The organism is Fibrobacter sp. UWCM (assembly GCF_900129735.1).
Classification (GTDB): domain Bacteria; phylum Fibrobacterota; class Fibrobacteria; order Fibrobacterales; family Fibrobacteraceae; genus Fibrobacter.
On record NZ_FQWR01000002.1, the window covers coordinates 124,486 to 140,193 of the forward strand.

General features: G+C 55.9%; 15 protein-coding genes. 4 read left to right on the forward strand and 11 right to left on the reverse strand.

Going from position 1 to position 15,708, the window contains the following annotated elements; genetic code table 11:
- Positions 1-30 precede the first annotated feature (30 nt).
- The 3 genes from BUB22_RS01915 (at position 31) to BUB22_RS01925 (ending at position 2,829) form a co-directional block, all read left to right on the forward strand.
- The gene (locus BUB22_RS01915) at positions 31-885 is read left to right on the forward strand and encodes a phosphatase PAP2 family protein (RefSeq protein ID WP_073113687.1); all 855 of its coding nucleotides are present in this window, start codon (positions 31-33) and stop codon (positions 883-885) included.
- A gap of 151 nt (positions 886-1,036) precedes the next feature.
- The gene (locus tag BUB22_RS01920; RefSeq protein ID WP_073113688.1) at positions 1,037-2,038 is read left to right on the forward strand and encodes an FISUMP domain-containing protein; all 1,002 of its coding nucleotides are present in this window, start codon (positions 1,037-1,039) and stop codon (positions 2,036-2,038) included.
- Positions 2,038-2,829 carry a CAP domain-containing protein gene (locus tag BUB22_RS01925; RefSeq protein WP_175547213.1) on the forward strand — a complete coding sequence of 264 codons (792 nt, stop codon included), beginning with the start codon at positions 2,038-2,040 and terminating at the stop codon, positions 2,827-2,829. Before BUB22_RS01920 ends, BUB22_RS01925 begins: the two co-directional genes overlap by 1 nt.
- 265 nt (positions 2,830-3,094) lie before the next feature.
- On the opposite strand, the gene fusA is transcribed toward BUB22_RS01925, so the two are convergent.
- From fusA to purU, 11 genes are all read right to left on the reverse strand, one after another.
- Positions 3,095-5,224 carry an elongation factor G gene (gene fusA / locus BUB22_RS01930; RefSeq protein ID WP_073113690.1) on the reverse strand — a complete coding sequence of 710 codons (2,130 nt, stop codon included), beginning with the start codon at positions 5,222-5,224 and terminating at the stop codon, positions 3,095-3,097.
- Positions 5,225-5,334: 110 nt separating this feature from the next.
- Positions 5,335-6,858, reverse strand: a complete 1,524-nt coding sequence (locus BUB22_RS01935) for a hypothetical protein (RefSeq protein WP_073113691.1) — start codon at positions 6,856-6,858, stop codon at positions 5,335-5,337.
- 5 nt (positions 6,859-6,863) lie between these two features.
- Entirely contained in the window at positions 6,864-7,538 is a 675-nt protein-coding gene (locus tag BUB22_RS01940; protein WP_073113692.1) for an EcsC family protein, read from the reverse strand.
- A 103-nt stretch (positions 7,539-7,641) separates the two neighbouring features.
- Positions 7,642-8,001, reverse strand: a complete 360-nt coding sequence (locus BUB22_RS01945) for a hypothetical protein (protein WP_072809819.1) — start codon at positions 7,999-8,001, stop codon at positions 7,642-7,644.
- A complete protein-coding gene (map, locus tag BUB22_RS01950) occupies positions 8,001-8,762 on the reverse strand; it encodes a type I methionyl aminopeptidase (protein ID WP_073113693.1) in 762 nt (253 codons plus the stop codon). The genes BUB22_RS01945 and map overlap by 1 nt, the downstream gene beginning before the upstream one ends.
- Before the next feature lies 1 nt (position 8,763).
- Positions 8,764-10,158: a DEAD/DEAH box helicase gene (locus BUB22_RS01955; RefSeq protein ID WP_072809825.1), complete on the reverse strand. Its 1,395-nt coding sequence runs from the start codon at positions 10,156-10,158 to the stop codon at positions 8,764-8,766.
- Positions 10,159-10,267: 109 nt separating this feature from the next.
- A complete protein-coding gene (locus tag BUB22_RS01960; protein WP_073113694.1) occupies positions 10,268-11,533 on the reverse strand; it encodes a globin family protein in 1,266 nt (421 codons plus the stop codon).
- Complete coding sequence (locus BUB22_RS01965; protein WP_073113695.1) at positions 11,530-12,192, reverse strand: hypothetical protein; 663 nt, start codon at positions 12,190-12,192, stop codon at positions 11,530-11,532. Before BUB22_RS01965 ends, BUB22_RS01960 begins: the two co-directional genes overlap by 4 nt.
- A 49-nt stretch (positions 12,193-12,241) precedes the next feature.
- On the reverse strand, positions 12,242-12,913 hold the full coding sequence (gene pyrE, locus BUB22_RS01970) for an orotate phosphoribosyltransferase (protein WP_073113696.1): 672 nt from the start codon (positions 12,911-12,913) through the stop codon (positions 12,242-12,244).
- A 50-nt stretch (positions 12,914-12,963) separates the two neighbouring features.
- Positions 12,964-13,464: a hypothetical protein gene (locus BUB22_RS01975; protein WP_073113697.1), complete on the reverse strand. Its 501-nt coding sequence runs from the start codon at positions 13,462-13,464 to the stop codon at positions 12,964-12,966.
- A 22-nt stretch (positions 13,465-13,486) separates the two neighbouring features.
- Complete coding sequence (purU, locus tag BUB22_RS01980; RefSeq protein ID WP_072809838.1) at positions 13,487-14,332, reverse strand: formyltetrahydrofolate deformylase; 846 nt, start codon at positions 14,330-14,332, stop codon at positions 13,487-13,489.
- A 97-nt stretch (positions 14,333-14,429) separates the two neighbouring features.
- Here purU and BUB22_RS01985 point away from each other — a divergent pair, with 97 nt between their 5' ends.
- Positions 14,430-15,542, forward strand: a complete 1,113-nt coding sequence (locus BUB22_RS01985; protein ID WP_073113698.1) for a fibrobacter succinogenes major paralogous domain-containing protein — start codon at positions 14,430-14,432, stop codon at positions 15,540-15,542.
- The last annotated feature ends 166 nt before the right edge of the window (positions 15,543-15,708 follow it).

The window sequence follows — 15,708 nt, forward strand, 5'->3', positions numbered from 1 at the left end:
CGGATTTCGAAAATCATTTTTTTTGCGTTGATGGCGCTGGCTGTGGCTGGCGTGGCCGCTCCTTCGGGTGAACTTGCGCCGATGCCTTCGGGTGAACCTGCCCCGATGCCTGCTGATAAGGGTGGCGCCGGGACCCGCCACTACGTGCTTACGCTCGAAAAAGACCTGCCGCTCACGTTCTTTGCCGCCTTCGGGAGCATCTACGGTAATTACAGGCTTTCGCACATGTCGGTGACGGCCCGTGAGGACTTGCCGGCGCGTGAAGATCTTTTGCCCTGGGACCGCGCTGTTATGGGCCGCTACAACAAGACGGTCGATGACGTGAGCGACTGGTTTGCCGTACTCGGGGCGATGCCGCTAGCCCTGGGGGCTGCGTCCTGGTACCGGGGCGATGCCTGCGGGCGCGACCTTGCCGTATATTCCCTTATGTTTGCGCAGGCGCTTGCCTTGCAGAGTGCGCTCAACCTTACGTTTCGGTCCATGAAGTTCTGGCCGCGCCCTTACATTTATGCCGAGGATGGGGCGGGGGCGCGGGCCGCGGAAAGTGCCGAGGGCGAGGCCTACGGGAGCTTTTTTAGCGGGCATGCCTCGGCGGCGTTTACAGTGGCCGTGTTTACGGGCGAGTGGTTCTCGGAAATGTACCCGAATTCAGCCTACAGGCCGCTTGTGTGGGCGGGAACGCTCTCGCTGGCTGGCTTTGTGGGCGCGCTCCGTATCGCGGCAGGCAAGCACTACCCGAGTGACGTGGTCGTGGGGGCGCTCGCGGGTACCGGGATAAGCCTTGCTGTCATAAGGCTACACAAAAAATCGGTACGATTTGGCCCGGTTGCTCTTTCCGGGCTCTGGGCCGGGCCCGCCTCCGCCGGCGCCGCCTTCGCGTTTTAAAAGCGTCCACTCCGAGCTGGGGCCCCTCCCGCGTGTTTTTTATACCTGTTTTTTTCTTGGCAAAAAAACAGTTTTTTTTTCAAAAACGTTCCTTTTTTCATTTGCTTATATATATTATGGAAAAAGGTTTGTTACCCTCAGAGGTGTATTGATGTTTAGACTTGTTGGCCGTGTGGCTGTGGCCTTGCTTATTGTTGCAGAATTTTCGCTTGCGGATACCGTAATCAAGGATAACCGCGACGGCAAAATGTACAAGACTCTTGCGTCGGGCAATTTGAACTGGTTTACCGACAATCTCTCTTACAGAAAACTGGCCTCGTTTACTGATAAAGGCGGAGCGCCGTATTACAAGCAGTCGACCTGGAAAGCTGCATGCCCGGTCGGGACCCACGTGCCCGATATTCAGGAATGGACCCTTTTTGCGAAGGATCGCTTTACCGGCCCCCGTAAGCTTTCGAACGTGAAGTCCTTTGCGGGCAAGACGCGCGGTTTTTACGGCAACGAAGATGCAAAGAAGATTCAGGGTAAGGATGCCGCCTATTTTGCGGTGAGTGACCCCAATGGCGTGCGCGCGATGATGCTCGACGTGAAGCGCGGTAATGCGAAAATGGTGGAACTCCCGGCGGGTGCAATCACTACGGTGCGTTGCGTGAGCGAGAGAAACTTCTACGCCGAAAAGAACGTGGACGAGAAGAAGATGATTCTTACCGACCCGCGTGACGGCAAGAACTACAAGGTGGAACTCCGCGACAACAGGCTCTGGATGGTGACGAACCTCAAGTTCAGCCTAACGAGCGCAAGGCAGTGCCTGCTCGAAGACACCACGTTCTGCAAGAAGTTCGGGCGTTTCTACAACTACAACGACGCCAAGAAGGCATGCCCCGCGGGCTGGCACCTGCCCGATGACGGCGAGTGGCGCGACTTTCAGAAGGACCGTGAAAAGCTCAACTGGGAAACCATCGGTCGCGGCGGTTGCAAGGACTGGGACGGTTACTGCAACAGCGAACTGACCGGGCACTACTGGTCCTCGACTTCCATTATGAAGAACACCGGACGTTCCTGGGAATTCAGGCGGCAGGCCAAGAGCATTGACCGTACCGACCAGAATGTGCAGAAAGGTCTTTATGTTAGATGCGTAACGGAGCTAAACTGATGAACAAAAAAACTAGTTTGTTTAAAATGTGCGCTGCGATTGCGGTCGCGGCTTTCTTTACGGCGGGCTGTTCCGACGATTCCTCGGCGAGCTGTGCCGGGAGTTGCGTCGATAGCGGCGATACCATAGATATTCCCATTCCGGGTGGTGATACCGAGGGCGGTACCGGCGACGGTTCCGAATCGACCGAGGCGAAATCGAGTTCGAGTGTCAAGACGCCCGCGAGCAGTGCGGGCGAAACGGCTCCCGAAAGTTCATCTGCCGGTGAGTCGCCTGCGGCATCGAGCACCGCAGAACCTGTATCAAGTGCAGCAGAGCCGGCTTCGAGCGATAGCAAACCCGCAAGTTCCGAGACGGCATCGGAAGACTGGCGCGACTACTGCCTGGAGGTGGTAAACGCGAAGCGCGCGACGGAAGACCTGCCGCCCCTGGTGCGCGCGACGGAAGAACGCGAAAAATGCGTGGTGACGCAGGCTGCAGACGACATGGCTGCGAACAAGGGCCACGCGAATTTCGGTGACTGTGGCGAGTTTGCCCAGAACTCTGGCCCGAACGTTCAGACGCAGTACTACAGTACCGAGAAGAAGATTGTCGATACCTACGTGAACATGATGTGGGATGACGAGAAGAAGCTCGTGACCAGCGGGGAACGCGACCCGGACAACAAGGACGACTACCCCTACATCGGGCACTACCTGAACATGAAGAACACGAAGTACAAGTCGCTCGCCTGCGGGATTGCCTACAGTACGGACGGCAAGAAGGCGTGGTTCAACATGAACTTTTATTAAGCTCTAAAAAGGAGCCCCTTTGATATTCCGGTATAAAATTCATGCGGGAGGGGCCCCAGCTCGGAGTTGCGAAGGCCGCACGGGCCCCTCCCTGCACCCTTCCCATCCTTGGCCGACGCCTTCCACATGTTAAACTACATCGTTTATCTCAGGCAAGGCCCGTTTATTTCAAATACTAGATGTTTATAGAAAACAAAAAAAGGCCCCGGCGATTGCCGGAGCCTTTTAAGTTTTTGTGGCTTAGGGAGTAACCGCGAGCGGTCTGTTAACCTCTCTGGTTAACCTTGTCGCCGTACTTCTTGATGAGTTCTTCCTGGATGTTGCGCGGCACCGGAGCGTACTTTGCAAATTCCATGGTGAACTCGGCCTTGCCCTGAGTCATGGAGCGAAGGTCGGTAGCGTAACCGAACATTTCGGAAAGCGGAACTTCGGCGGTGATGGTCGTCGTGCCGAGTTCTTCGCTCGTACCGGTGATGGTACCGCGACGCTGGGAGACGTTACCCACAACGTTGCCCTGGAATTCGGTCGGGGTGGCGATTTCGACCTTCATGATCGGTTCAAGAATCTGGGGGCCAGCCTTGGCGAAAGCTTCGCGGAAGGCCATACGGGCACAAATCTGGAACGCCATGTCAGAGGAGTCCACCGGGTGGAACGCACCATCCTGAACTTCCATTTCGATACCCACGACCGGGAAGCCGATGAGGGAACCGGCCTGCATGCAGCTCTGGAAGCCCTTGTCGCAAGACGGGATGTATTCCTTAGGAATACGGCCGCCGACGACGGAGTTCACGAAGTTGTAGACCTTTTCCTGGTCGCCTTCGACAGGCATCGGGCGCATCACGCCGGACATCTTAGCGAACTGACCCGAACCACCGGTCTGCTTCTTGTGGGTGTATTCGAACTTGGCTTCGCGGGTAATGGTTTCGCGGTAGGCCACCTGCGGAGCACCGGTCTGCACGTCGACCTTGTATTCGCGGCGCATACGTTCGATGTACACGTCGAGGTGAAGTTCGCCCATGCCCTTGATGATGGTTTCGCCGGATTCCTTGTTGACTTCGACCTGGAAGGTCGGGTCTTCCTTGGTGAAGCGGTTGAGGGCCTTCGACATGTTGTCGAGGTCGTCGCGGTTCTTGGCTTCGATAACAAGTTCGATAACCGGGTTAGGAACGTGCATGGAAGTCATGTTGTAGTGGTTCTTGCCGTCGGTGAAGGTCGTACCGGAAGCACAGTCGATACCGAACAGTGCAACGATGTCGCCGGCGCCGGCTTCGGTGATGTCCACCATTTCGTCGGCGTGCATACGCACGAGACGGCCCACGGACACCTTCTTGCCGGTGGCCATGTTGGTGATCATGTCGCCCTTCTTGAGGGTGCCCTGGTACACGCGGACGTAGGTGAGCTGGCCGTAGCGGTCGTTCACGAGCTTGAACGCGTAGCAGACGAGCGGTGCGTTGTCTTCGCTCTTGAGCACGACTTCGGCTTCGTTGTTGTCGAGGTCGAGGGCCTTGTTTTCAACGTCGGTCGGGCAGGGGAGGTAGTCGATAACACCGTCGAGGAGCTTCTGCACGCCAATGTTCTTGTGGGCGGAACCCATGAACACCGGGGTGATTTCGAGGCGGATAGTGGCTTCGCGGATGGTCTTCTTGATGAGGGCCTTGTCGATCTGGTCCACACCGTACTGGCCTTCCATGGCCTTTTCCATGATTTCGTCGCTGTAGTCAGCGCAGCAGTCGATGAGCTTTTCGCGGTATTCGTTAGCCTGGTCGACGAGTTCGGCCGGGATTTCCTTTTCGATCATGTCGTCGCCGTTGGCGCCTTCGAAGTAGTAGGCCTTCATTTCGACGAGGTCGACCACGCCCTTCAGTTGGTCTTCGAGACCGATAGGAATCTGCATCACGCAGGGCTTGTGGTTGAGCTTTTCCTTGAGCATCACGGCCACGCGGAGCGGGTTTGCACCGGAGCGGTCGCACTTGTTGACGAACACGACGCGCGGCACATGGTAGCGCTTCATCTGGCGGTCAACGGTAATAGACTGGGACTGGACGCCTTCCACGCCGGTAAGAACGAGGATAGCACCGTCAAGCACGCGGAGAGAACGTTCCACTTCGATAGTGAAGTCCACGTGCCCCGGGGTATCGATGATGTTGATGGAGTCCTGTTCACCGCTCTTGGTGTGGGTCCAGTTTGCGAAGGTGGCGGCAGACTGAATCGTGATGCCGCGTTCGCGTTCAAGTTCCATGGAGTCCATCGTGGCACCGACGCCGTCTTTACCACGAACTTCGTGGATAGCGTGGATACGCTTTGTGAAGTAGAGGATACGTTCGGTAAGGGTAGTCTTACCGGAGTCGATGTGGGCAGAAATACCGATATTTCTGTGCTTTTCTATGTTTTTCATATTTTATTCCACTAATGGAGTTGATGTTTTAAAGTTTGCGCCCAAAGATAGAAAAAAATACCCCCGTTCTCAAGGGTGCGGGGGGCTGCTAGAGGCTTTACAGGGGCTATTTACTGCTTTTGGGGGCGTTTGCTGTGCTTGAAAACTTCGTATATGCCTACAAAGACGCATAATGCGGTTCCAAACCAATCGTAAAAGGACGTATAAGTCATCCAGGGACCGTAATTCATAAGGTAGCGCTGGGCAGCCCGGGTGGTGAATTTTGCCGATTCGAGGTTTTCGGCGAGGCCGCTTACGTTTATAGTAATATAGGAATGAGCGAGGACCAGCTGCAGAATCACGATATAGACGGCTGGCTTCACCGTGAGGTTCGCATCGTCGAGCGCCTTCCCGAGGGCCGGGAGGAGCAGCGGGACGAACGTGGCGATGTGCCTTGCCTCGCTATCGAGGGCAAAAAACACGAAAGCGAGCAGCACGAGCGCATGCCCGGGTGATTTTTCGGCGAAATTCCGGGTAAAGCCTTTCGCGAGGGCGAGAATGACCGGGATGAGCGCCCCCCAGTACACGACATGGCCAGCGAGGCTTATGAGCGGGTACTTTAGCGGGCGGACAATTATCTGGAGCAGGAACAGTTTGCCGTCGAAGAAGAACTCGTTGTTCGTGAACATGCGGAGCAGGAGGGAAACCGCGATGATACTGATTGCTACGCCGGCGAAAGCCTTCGGGCTGAACGCCTTCATGTAGGAACGCGCCGGATAGGGTAGGGTCGGAATCTTGAGGCAAACTGCAAAGAGGGTTGAAATCAGGGTGAACAGGACCAGGCTTATGGCGATGTTCCGCGGGCTAGGCGCGGTGAGCAGGAGCCCCTCCAGGTTTGCCTGCTTGTGGAATGCATAGAACAGCAGCACCAGCGCTCCGGCAACAAGCCCGTAGGCAATCGGGAGAATCTGGAAAATTTTGGGGAACGGAGTATCGAGGAGCCTCGGGAGGAACGCCTTGCCTGCAGGCGGTGTCGCGGTAGATGCGCCCAGCCGATGCGGAAACAGCAGGAGGAGCGCCATCACGTAGGTAATGGTGGGCCAGGTGACAAGCCCGAGAAGCGAAACGGCGAAGGCGCCTCGCTTGCTCCCCTTTATAAACAGGTAGTAGCTGGCAAACGCGATGGTGATGGCGTAGGGGTCAGTCTGGAAGGGCTCGTAGCCGTAGCCCTTGAGGGTCGCGAAGTTCAGGAAGAAAAGCGCGAATAGGATGACCGTAGTGATGGGTTTCCATTTCAGGAACTGCGCGAACTTGAAGAACAGGAACAGCTGGAACGCGAGATTCACGAAGAGCAGCACGTACATTCCGACAATCATGTGCGCATTGTCGAGCGGAATGCCTGCCAGATTGTAGACAACGTTCATCAGGCAGAAGGGGAAAATGCGCTGGATGCGGAAACTGTCGTAGCCCGCAGTGAAGAACGTGCCCGTGAAGTCCCGGAAGACCTCGCGGTAGAATTCCCCGTCGAACCCCGCGCCGTCGTTAACCGGGATGGTCTCCCCGAATACGGAAATCGCAACGAGGACCAGAAGGACTATCGTCAGGAGGGCGAGGGTCGCCTTTGCGGCGAGGTTCTTTTTCGCGGATTCTTTCACGACTATTAGGAGTCTGCGCCCTGTTCTTTGGAGCCTTGTTCTGCGGCGCTATCGGCGTCAACGACTTCGGCATCGGCGATGTCCTTGCCGTCCTGGTCGGCGAGCGCCTTGAAATAGGCGATGGCGGTCTTGCCGACTTCCTTCGTGTCTAAGTACGCGTACGCACCGTTCCCGATGGCGCCTATCGCGGGGATTGCCCGCAGGAGCGACTTGCTTACGAACTTGGAAGAAATCTTGATGCCGATTTTTTCGACAATCTTCTTGAGGGCGGTGGTGGAAAGCTTCTGTACCACGATGCGGCTCCCGGTACGGACAGCGATATCGCGCAGGAGCTGTGCCGCACTGTGCCGGAACAGGCACCAGACCATCGCCTCTCGGGTCAAGAGGGCAATTTTCCCGTAGCTTGCGGCGATATCTGCAACGAGCTGCGCCTGTATGCGCCAGATGGCGGCAATGTCGGGAATGGCTGTGAGGATGCCCGTGAAGCCAGCCGGGATAGAGAGCGTCGCGCTGATGGTCGCCGCCTTGAACGCCGCCTGCTGGGTGAGCATGTTCGCGCGGTTCTCGGGGTCGATTGCCGAAACGTGCAGGGAGTCCGGAATGTTTGTAATCAGGTCAAAAATGATATTGATGGCCTTTTCCTTCAGTTTATCCATGGTCTCGTTCTTGCTTTCGGACATACGGTACTCCTGTTTCTTGGAATTTTAACAAATCTTTTGGATTATGGCAAAAAATGCCGCATAAAATGCGGCAAAGAACAGTTCGTAAAGGCGAAAACGCACTCTAGAACAGTATTTTCGCGAACCTGCCGGTGATGCCTGCAAGTTTTTCGCCGCTGTAGTCGGCGATGGGGAAGCGGAGCACCTTGTTGCCCAGGGCGTACTTGATCATCTCGTTTATCCAGGCGCGTTCGCAGGTGATTTTCTCGAACACGAGCTCGGTGCCCTTTTCGCCCTCGTCAAATCCGTAGTAGCCTCTGAACAACGTTGTCTGCGATTCTCCGCGGAGGGTAATCCTTACTGTAGCGATACGCGATTCTGCGTCAATGGAGACTTCGTCGACTTCACCGAAACGCTGGACCGTCTCGTTCTTGCGGATGAACGATTCAACGGCCCTGTCGCGTATGTTACTGAGGATGGACATTAGCGCGGAAGCGTGAGAATCTCGATTCCGTTCTTTGTGCGGACGATGGTGTGTTCCCACTGGGCGCTGAGGCTGCCGTCGCGGGTGACTGCCGTCCAGCCATCCTTGAGGGTCTTGGTGCCCGGACGGCCCACGTTGATCATGGGTTCCACCGTGAACACGTTGCCCACCTCGATGTAGGGAGTGCGTTCGGAATTGCGGAAATGGAGAACGGTCGGTTCCTCGTGGAAACCGCGCCCGATACCGTGCCCGCAGTAGTCTTCCACCACGCTGAAGTCGTGCTCGTCGGCGATGTCCTGGATGGCGCAACCGATGTCGGAGAATCGCGCACCCGGTTCGCCTGCCGCGCGGATACCTTCTTCCATGCAGAACTTTGCCGTATCGACGAGTTCCTGCGCGAGGCTAGAAACCTTGCCGACGCAGAACATGGCGGATGTATCGCCGTGGTAGCCCGAAAGGATGGTCGTGATGTCGATGTTCACGATGTCGCCGTCCTTCAGGATGGTCTGTGCGTTCGGGATGCCGTGGCAAACGACCTCGTTGATGCTGATGCAGGCGTAGCGCGGGTAGCCGTGGTAGCCCATGCAGGCCGAAATACCCTTGTGCTGGCGGGTGTAGTCGCCGATGAACTCGTCGATTTCGAGAGTGGAAACACCCGGCTTGCACATTTCGCCCGCGCGGATAAGCGTTTCGGCGGCAAGTGCGCCGGCATCGCGGATGAGTTCGATTTCCTTTGCGGATTTAACCTTGATTTTTGCCATTTTATGCCTTCTTCCATGCAAATCGGTCGACGAGGTATGCGAGCAGCATCTGGTCTTCCACGGGGCCGTTCGCGAGTTCCTTCACGAGCGGGAGCATGCGGCTGATGCGTTCGGTTGCCTTCTGGCCTCCGAAGTGGTTCTTTTCCTGTTCGAGGCTCACGCGGGTGCGGTCGCTCACCTTCTTCGCGATTTCCTCGTTCGTGAGCGGTTCCATCTTGATGAAGTTGATGCCGAAGTCCGCCGCGGTCTGCTTGATTTCGATTTCTTCGACCGGAGTGATGAGCGAGATGCAGAGCCCGCTACGGCCGGCACGGGCGGTGCGCCCGCTGCGGTGCACGTACACCTCGTGGTCGGCCGGGTGGTCATAGACAATCACGTGGGTCACGTGGTCCACGTCGATACCGCGGGCGGCAACGTCGGTGCAGATGAGAATGCGGAGCTTCTTGTCGCGGAAGGCGTTCAGCGTCTTTTCGCGCATGGCCTGCGCCACGTCGCCACTGAGGGCGCCCACCTTGAATCCGTAGCCCGAAAGCACCTGTTCCAGGTAGCTCACGTCGCTCTTCTTGTTGCAGAAAATCATGCAACTGTCGGGGTTGTAGTATTCCAGCACCTTGATGGTCATGGAATCCTTGTCCATCACGTCGCAGGGGTACCAGCGGTGCTCCAGGTTGTTCGCAATCACCTTGTCGTAGCTGAGCGAAAGGAATTCGGCGCTCGGGCGCTGGAACTCGCGGGCGAGGCTCTTCACCGTCTGCGGGATGGTGGCACTGAACATGGTGCAAGAAATCATCTTGGGCAGGTACTTGCGGATTTTCTGCATGTCGGGGTAGAAACCCATCGAGAGCATTTCGTCGGCTTCGTCAAGCACGAGGTCGCGGATGTCGAGGAAGTCGACGTTCCCGCGCTGCACGTGGTCCATGAGGCGGCCCGGGGTGGCGACGATGATATGCACACCGTTCTTGAGGGCCCTGAGCTGCGGTTCGTAACTCACGCCGCCGAAGATGGCGACCGAGCGGATGCCCGTACCCTTCGCGAGTTTCTCGATTTCGTCCTGCACCTGGATGCAGAGCTCGCGCGTCGGCACGAGAATCAGGGCCTGCGGGAATATGTGGTCACGAACGATGACCTGCAAAAGCGGGAGCACGTAGGCGCCGGTCTTGCCCGAGCCCGTCTTGGACTGCACCAGCATATCGCGGGCGGCGAGCATGTAGGGGATTGTCTTCCTCTGGACCGGCATGAGCTGCGTCCAGCCGTGTTCCGCGAGAACCTTCTTCTGTTCTTCGGGGAGCATGTCAAATGTGTAGTCGGGGAGCTTGTGTTCCGGTTCGATGATGTTGACCGGGGTAAGGAACGGATTTACTTCTTCTTTCTTTTCTTCTGCTATAATATCGCTCATAGTGGGCACAAATTTAGTAAATGGCGAGCGCCGCGATAAAACAATTTATTGTTTTATCATGGCCGAGCCTAGCTAAATGCACTCCAAAGGAGTGCAAATTTAGCAATTTTTAAAGACTCCAGTGGTACTCTAGCCCGAGGCTTATGAACCAGTCTATGGTAGAACCGCCGATAACTGTGGGGGCTGCGGCCGCATCGGGTGTCGGGTCTACGTACATGTCGCGCCCGCGGCTTGCTATACCCGTGCGGATACCTACGCCATAGTGGCCAAAGAATACGAATTGTGCTCCGCCACCGATAAGCCCGCCCTTGTAGGCCTCTTCAAACTTGATGCGGACATTGTATGCCTTCGAGGGCTTGTCGACATCATCCTTGAGGGCGATGTCTTCCACAAAGAAACTGTATTGGAACCCGAGGAAGGCGAACAGGTCGATGTCGAGCCATTTCTTGATGTTGTAGGACCTCGCGAACATCGCGTTGAGCCCGATTTCGTGCTGATAGAAATCCCAGTGGTCGAGTTCCTCGTAGACGGTGTCGCGCGGGTCGGTCTTTACGCTGTGCTTGGCGAAGCGGTAGATGAGTTCAAGCCCGATGAACCCGTACCAGATGCCACCCACGTATGCGGAAAGTAGCGGGTCATCATCTTCGATAAAGTTCCAGAGGCTTACCGAGTCCTTGGTGATGCGGTAGTTGCGCACCTGGCTCTTGGTGTGGCTTTCGGTCCAGTCGTCGGGAGTGAGCGGGATGTGTGCCTGCGAGTAGCCAATGGAAATGCCCGCCCATGCACGGAAGTTGGGGACTTCCTTGTAGAAGTCGTCGGGCTCCTCGAGCATCTTCTGGCGTTCTTCCTTCGATAGCCTGCGTTTTGTCTTGCCACCAAAGAAGGTGGATGCAATCTCGTCGCCGAGCGCAATCTTGTCGTTCGTCTTGTTGACGCTCCCTGCAACCTTCGGGTTTGTCGAGGTTTCGTCAAAAATGGCAACGCTAATCGTGTTCCCGTTGTCGGCAAGATACAGCACGATGTTGTCTTCGATGGATTGCACTTTTGCCATGAGGGCGGGGTGCCGGATATGCAGGTATTCCTCGTTCAGCTTGGGGTCGATATTCTTCTTGAGCCAGACCGCATAGTGCATGGCGATGGAATCGCGTTCCCATTCACCGAACAGGCGGCACTTGGGTTCCCCGATGCTCGGGTTGTTGCGCTTGAGCGAAAGGCAGAGTTCTTTCGGGTCAACGGGGCTCTCGCTTTCCGGAGTCCATATCAGGATGTCGGGATTCTGCCACAGGGTCGGGCGCTTGTTGAAATAGATGTTGCCCGCAAAGCTCGTGGCTGCAATCGCGAAAATGCACGCTATGACGAGAGAGAACTTCTTCATTTCTGGACTCCCTCATACAAATTAATGCGAATTTTCTTTGCGGCTTCGGCAGCCGCTGCGCGCAGGTCTTCCATCGTGAGTTTTACGATGGGGCGCTGGATTTCGTCCACGGCGCTGAACAGCGGGCGCTGATTCTCGTTATCCCAGAGTGTGTACGAAAGTATGACGCTCAGGTTCTTCGACGTCTTCTTCTCGGCGCTTTCCTGCCGGATGAGGTCGTAGTCGTAGAAGACTTCGCGGTTGATGTCGGTCCCGATGATGAATTCGTGTACAATCAGGATGTATGGCGGAATGTTGCCCTGCGCATCCTTGACGCTCACGCCCTGTTCCGGGAAATGCCCCTTGATGAATACCTTGTCGTCGAGCTTCTGGCTTTCTTCGGGGAACTTCGAGACTGCGGTGTCGGAAATCTCCTGGAGTGCAGGGTAGGCACGCCTCATCTCGTCAAGGAAAACCTGGCGGGAGTACGAGGTCAACTGCACCTGTGCACTTTCGGGAGCGACTTCCAGTTTTTTCGCAAACCACTTCGAACGCGTGAGGATAAACGCGCTGCTCGTTCCGGTAATGGAAAGCGTGCTGTACGGCACCTGCCGGTAGAGCGGGTGGGCCTTGCTCCAATGGTAAGATGGCCCGCACCCGGTAAGGATGCAGGCTACCATACAAACTAAAGCAATACCCCTAAACAACTCTCACCTATTGCCTGTGGGGCTACTTCGCGCCCCATTTTTCGCGGTAGGCGTGCACGCGTTCGAGAATGCCCTCGGGTGCGTTAATCGCCTTGCGGTTCTCTTCTTTTTCGAGGAATGCGATGATGTCGTTTATGTCGATGATGGAGTGTGCCTCGATGCCGTATTCGTCTTGCACGGTCTGGAGTGCGGACTTGCCGTTCTCGAGTTTTTCCTTGCGGTCGACAGAAATGAGGAGGCCGATGACGTTCGCGTTTTTAATCTGGGAAAGCGCCTGCATCGTTTCGTTCACGCTGGTGCCCGCGGTAATCACGTCCTCGATAATCACGACGTTCGTTTTTTCGGCATACTTGTAGCCGACGAGCGAACCGCCTTCACCGTGGTCCTTGACTTCCTTGCGGTTGTAGGTGAACGTGAGGTTCTGGCCATACACGTCACTGAGCTTCATGGCGGTGGCGGCACAGAGCGGGATGCCCTTATAGGCCGGGCCGTAGAGGTTCTGGGCCTTGCCGTTGAAGTGGAGCATGTAGGTGCTCGCGTAGTATTCGGCGAGTTTCGAGAGTGTGGCCCCAGTGCGGAACTCTCCGGTGTTGATGAAATACGGGGTCTCGCGACCGCTCTTGGTCACGAAGTTGCCGAACTTGAGGGCGCCGGCTTCAACGAGAAAATGTACGAATTGATCTTTAATGTTCATGAAACTAATTCCTAATTCCTAATTCCTAATTCCTAATTCCGAATTCTCAATTACCCCGCTGCCCCGGTCAGGAGCGCGAAGATGCTGGAGAACACGTTCAGGTTTTCGGTCAGGACTTCAATTGCGATAAGGGCGGCGAGAACCACCACGCAGAGTCCGATGTAGAAATAGAACGACTTCTTGAAGCCCTTGATCTTGAGCTTGAAGATGAGCCAGATGACAAAGCTCAGGATGGCGCTGAAAATCCATGCGGCAGCGCCGTTCAGGGAAACGAGCCTGCTCACGCCGAAGGTGAGGGCGATGCCCGGCATAAAGAAGAAGCAGATGCACAGCACGCAGAGCAGCGCGAAGCCAACGTAGTGGGCAAAGCCGCGTTCACGCTGCACGATAACCTGGGTCTGGGTGACGGAGGGGGCTTCGGTGCCTGTCGAATCGGCCGGAGTTGCGGCTTCTTCGACCGGTGTGGCCTGTTCAACCGGAGCGGATTCCTGGACGGGAGCGCTTTCGACGGCAGCGTTTTCAACGTTTTCGTTATTGAGTTCTTCGGACATGGTTGTCTCCTAGGTTTAAAACTTAAAGAATGAACGTGCGGCCGGCATACACGAATACGCGGTGTTCGAGCCAGAGCTTGAGGGCTGCAGAAAGCGTGCGTTTTTCAATATCCTTGCCGAGTTCCACCAGTTCATCGATGCTGGCCGTTTCGGGCACGCGCTGGATATCCTGGCAAATGATGGGGCCCTGGTCCAGGTCTTCGGTCGCGAAGTGGGCCGTTGCACCGATAATCTTCACGCCCTTGTGCCACGCCTGGTGGTAGGGCTTTGCTCCCTTGAATGCGGGTAGGAACCCGTGGTGGATGTTGATGATGCGGTACTTGAATTCCTCGGTGAAGGCTTCGCTCAGAATCTGCATGTAGCGGGCGAGAACGACCGTGTCTGTCTTGGTTTCTGCGATGATTTCGCGGAAGCGGTTCTCGGGAATGCTCTTGTCCGGGTTGCTCGGCACGTAGTAGAACGGCACGCCGAACGTGCCCCCGACGGGGCCGAGGTCGGGGTGGTTACCGACGATGCAACTGAATTCGCAGGGGAGGTCGCCGTCGCGGTGCTTTAAAAGCAGGTCGTACAGGCAGTGGTCCGTCTTGGACACGAAAATGGCCACGCGCTCCGTCTTGGAGGTGTCGAAGAGTTTCCAGTTGAGTTCCAGGCGCGGGGCGAGCGTTTCCAGGTGCTTGTACACTTCCTGAATGTCCGCAGAATCCATGTCGAATACGGCGCGCAGGAAAAACGTCTCGATATCTTTTGCGGTATGTTGCTGGAGGTCGATAATGTTTGCGCCCGCCTTCGCGAGGACTTGCGTGGTGCCGGCGATAAGTCCCTTTTGGTCGGGGCAGTGAATTTGCAGTATATAACGGGTTGTAGCCATGCCTAAAATGTAGATAATTGTGCCTGAATCGCCTGTGCATTTATCTAAAAAATGCTAACATTGTTTGCAATATCAACCATTTAAAAGCAGGCAGAGAATGTTCTGTTCCAAAACAAAGTTTTTTGTATGTTTCGCCGTCCTTGCAGGAATGGCGTTTGCGGCTCCTCCCAAGACATGGGATGCAATCTACAAGGCGGAAGGCGAGGGTGACTACACCGCGGTAAAGATTGTGGGCAATATCCGCATGGGCAAGTACACCAACTACAAGGAAATTCAGCCCGTGTCGTTCAAGGTCGAAGACGGCATGTTCTCGTTCTCGGCTTCGGGCAACATGGTGGTGCCCGCAAACAAGATTGAGAAGGAAAACTTCTACCAGCAGTGCGACAAGTCGAAGGAAGCCTGGGTCTCTTACTTCAACAAGCCGATGACATTCGGCAAGGAAGAACAGATTGTGCATATCGCGGGCGTTGACCTTGCCTGCGGTGACGATGCATATGCACTGAGCGACTTACGTATAAAGTTCACGAACCCGAAGGCTCAGGAATACTGGGCCGCGAACATGGAAAAGTACGAGAAGTACAAGCGCGAACAGGTGGCGGAACTCCGCCGTGCCGAACAGCAGCACCACGCCGATATCCGCAGCATGTCGGGCTCGTTTACCGACCCGCGCGACGGCCAGACCTACCGCACCATCAAGGTGGAAGGCCGTGAATGGTTCGCGCAGAACGTGAATTACGAAGTACCGGGCCATTCCTGGTGCTACGAGGACAAGGAAAACTACTGCACCCGCAGCGGAAAGCTTTACGACCTGGAAGGCGCCCGCAAGGCATGCCCCGAAGGCTGGCACCTGCCGCGTGACCGCGAATGGATGGATATGATCGTTGGGCTTACCAAGTGCTACGAGGGCGTGGACAAGTGCGGAAAGTTTGCGGAAAAAATGAAGGCGACTACCGGCTGGCACGGTGGTGGCGGTACGGATGAATACGGTTTCTCCGTATATTCTTCGGGTTACCGCAAGGTGATTGGCAAGTCTATCGTGCGCTATGAAGAGATGGGCGAGTATGCCGGTTTCTGGAGCGCGCAGAACGGCCGCAACGAAACAATCTGGCTCTGGTCCATGGGCCGCATGAGCGACCAGATGGTGCGCCAGCTCGTGCCGAACAATTCGAAGAACAACGCCTACTCCGTCCGCTGCATCAACGGAAATTGACACTTTAGTGTCATCCTGAGCGAAGCGCAAGCGGAGTCGATATACGAAACTAGGAAACTTGTTTCCTTAGTTGAGTTAGGTTCGAAGGAGCAGGATCTAAAAAAGAGAGCCTAAAAAGGCTCTCTTCTTGTATGTATCAAAATGCGTCGCGCCGTAGGGCGGGGCG

What these genes read in the sequence shown, in the direction of transcription:
- BUB22_RS01915 (WP_073113687.1), top strand. Translation starts at nt 31, where the DNA reads ATGGCGCTGGCTGTGGCTGGCGTGGCCGCTCCTTCGGGTGAACTTGCG.
- BUB22_RS01920 (WP_073113688.1), top strand. Translation starts at nt 1,037, where the DNA reads ATGTTTAGACTTGTTGGCCGTGTGGCTGTGGCCTTGCTTATTGTTGCA.
- BUB22_RS01925 (WP_175547213.1), top strand. Translation starts at nt 2,038, where the DNA reads ATGAACAAAAAAACTAGTTTGTTTAAAATGTGCGCTGCGATTGCGGTC.
- fusA (WP_073113690.1), bottom strand. Translation starts at nt 5,224, where the DNA reads ATGAAAAACATAGAAAAGCACAGAAATATCGGTATTTCTGCCCACATC.
- BUB22_RS01940 (WP_073113692.1), bottom strand. Translation starts at nt 7,538, where the DNA reads ATGTCCGAAAGCAAGAACGAGACCATGGATAAACTGAAGGAAAAGGCC.
- BUB22_RS01945 (WP_072809819.1), bottom strand. Translation starts at nt 8,001, where the DNA reads ATGTCCATCCTCAGTAACATACGCGACAGGGCCGTTGAATCGTTCATC.
- map (WP_073113693.1), bottom strand. Translation starts at nt 8,762, where the DNA reads ATGGCAAAAATCAAGGTTAAATCCGCAAAGGAAATCGAACTCATCCGC.
- BUB22_RS01955 (WP_072809825.1), bottom strand. Translation starts at nt 10,158, where the DNA reads ATGAGCGATATTATAGCAGAAGAAAAGAAAGAAGAAGTAAATCCGTTC.
- BUB22_RS01960 (WP_073113694.1), bottom strand. Translation starts at nt 11,533, where the DNA reads ATGAAGAAGTTCTCTCTCGTCATAGCGTGCATTTTCGCGATTGCAGCC.
- BUB22_RS01965 (WP_073113695.1), bottom strand. Translation starts at nt 12,192, where the DNA reads ATGGTAGCCTGCATCCTTACCGGGTGCGGGCCATCTTACCATTGGAGC.
- pyrE (WP_073113696.1), bottom strand. Translation starts at nt 12,913, where the DNA reads ATGAACATTAAAGATCAATTCGTACATTTTCTCGTTGAAGCCGGCGCC.
- BUB22_RS01975 (WP_073113697.1), bottom strand. Translation starts at nt 13,464, where the DNA reads ATGTCCGAAGAACTCAATAACGAAAACGTTGAAAACGCTGCCGTCGAA.
- purU (WP_072809838.1), bottom strand. Translation starts at nt 14,332, where the DNA reads ATGGCTACAACCCGTTATATACTGCAAATTCACTGCCCCGACCAAAAG.
- BUB22_RS01985 (WP_073113698.1), top strand. Translation starts at nt 14,430, where the DNA reads ATGTTCTGTTCCAAAACAAAGTTTTTTGTATGTTTCGCCGTCCTTGCA.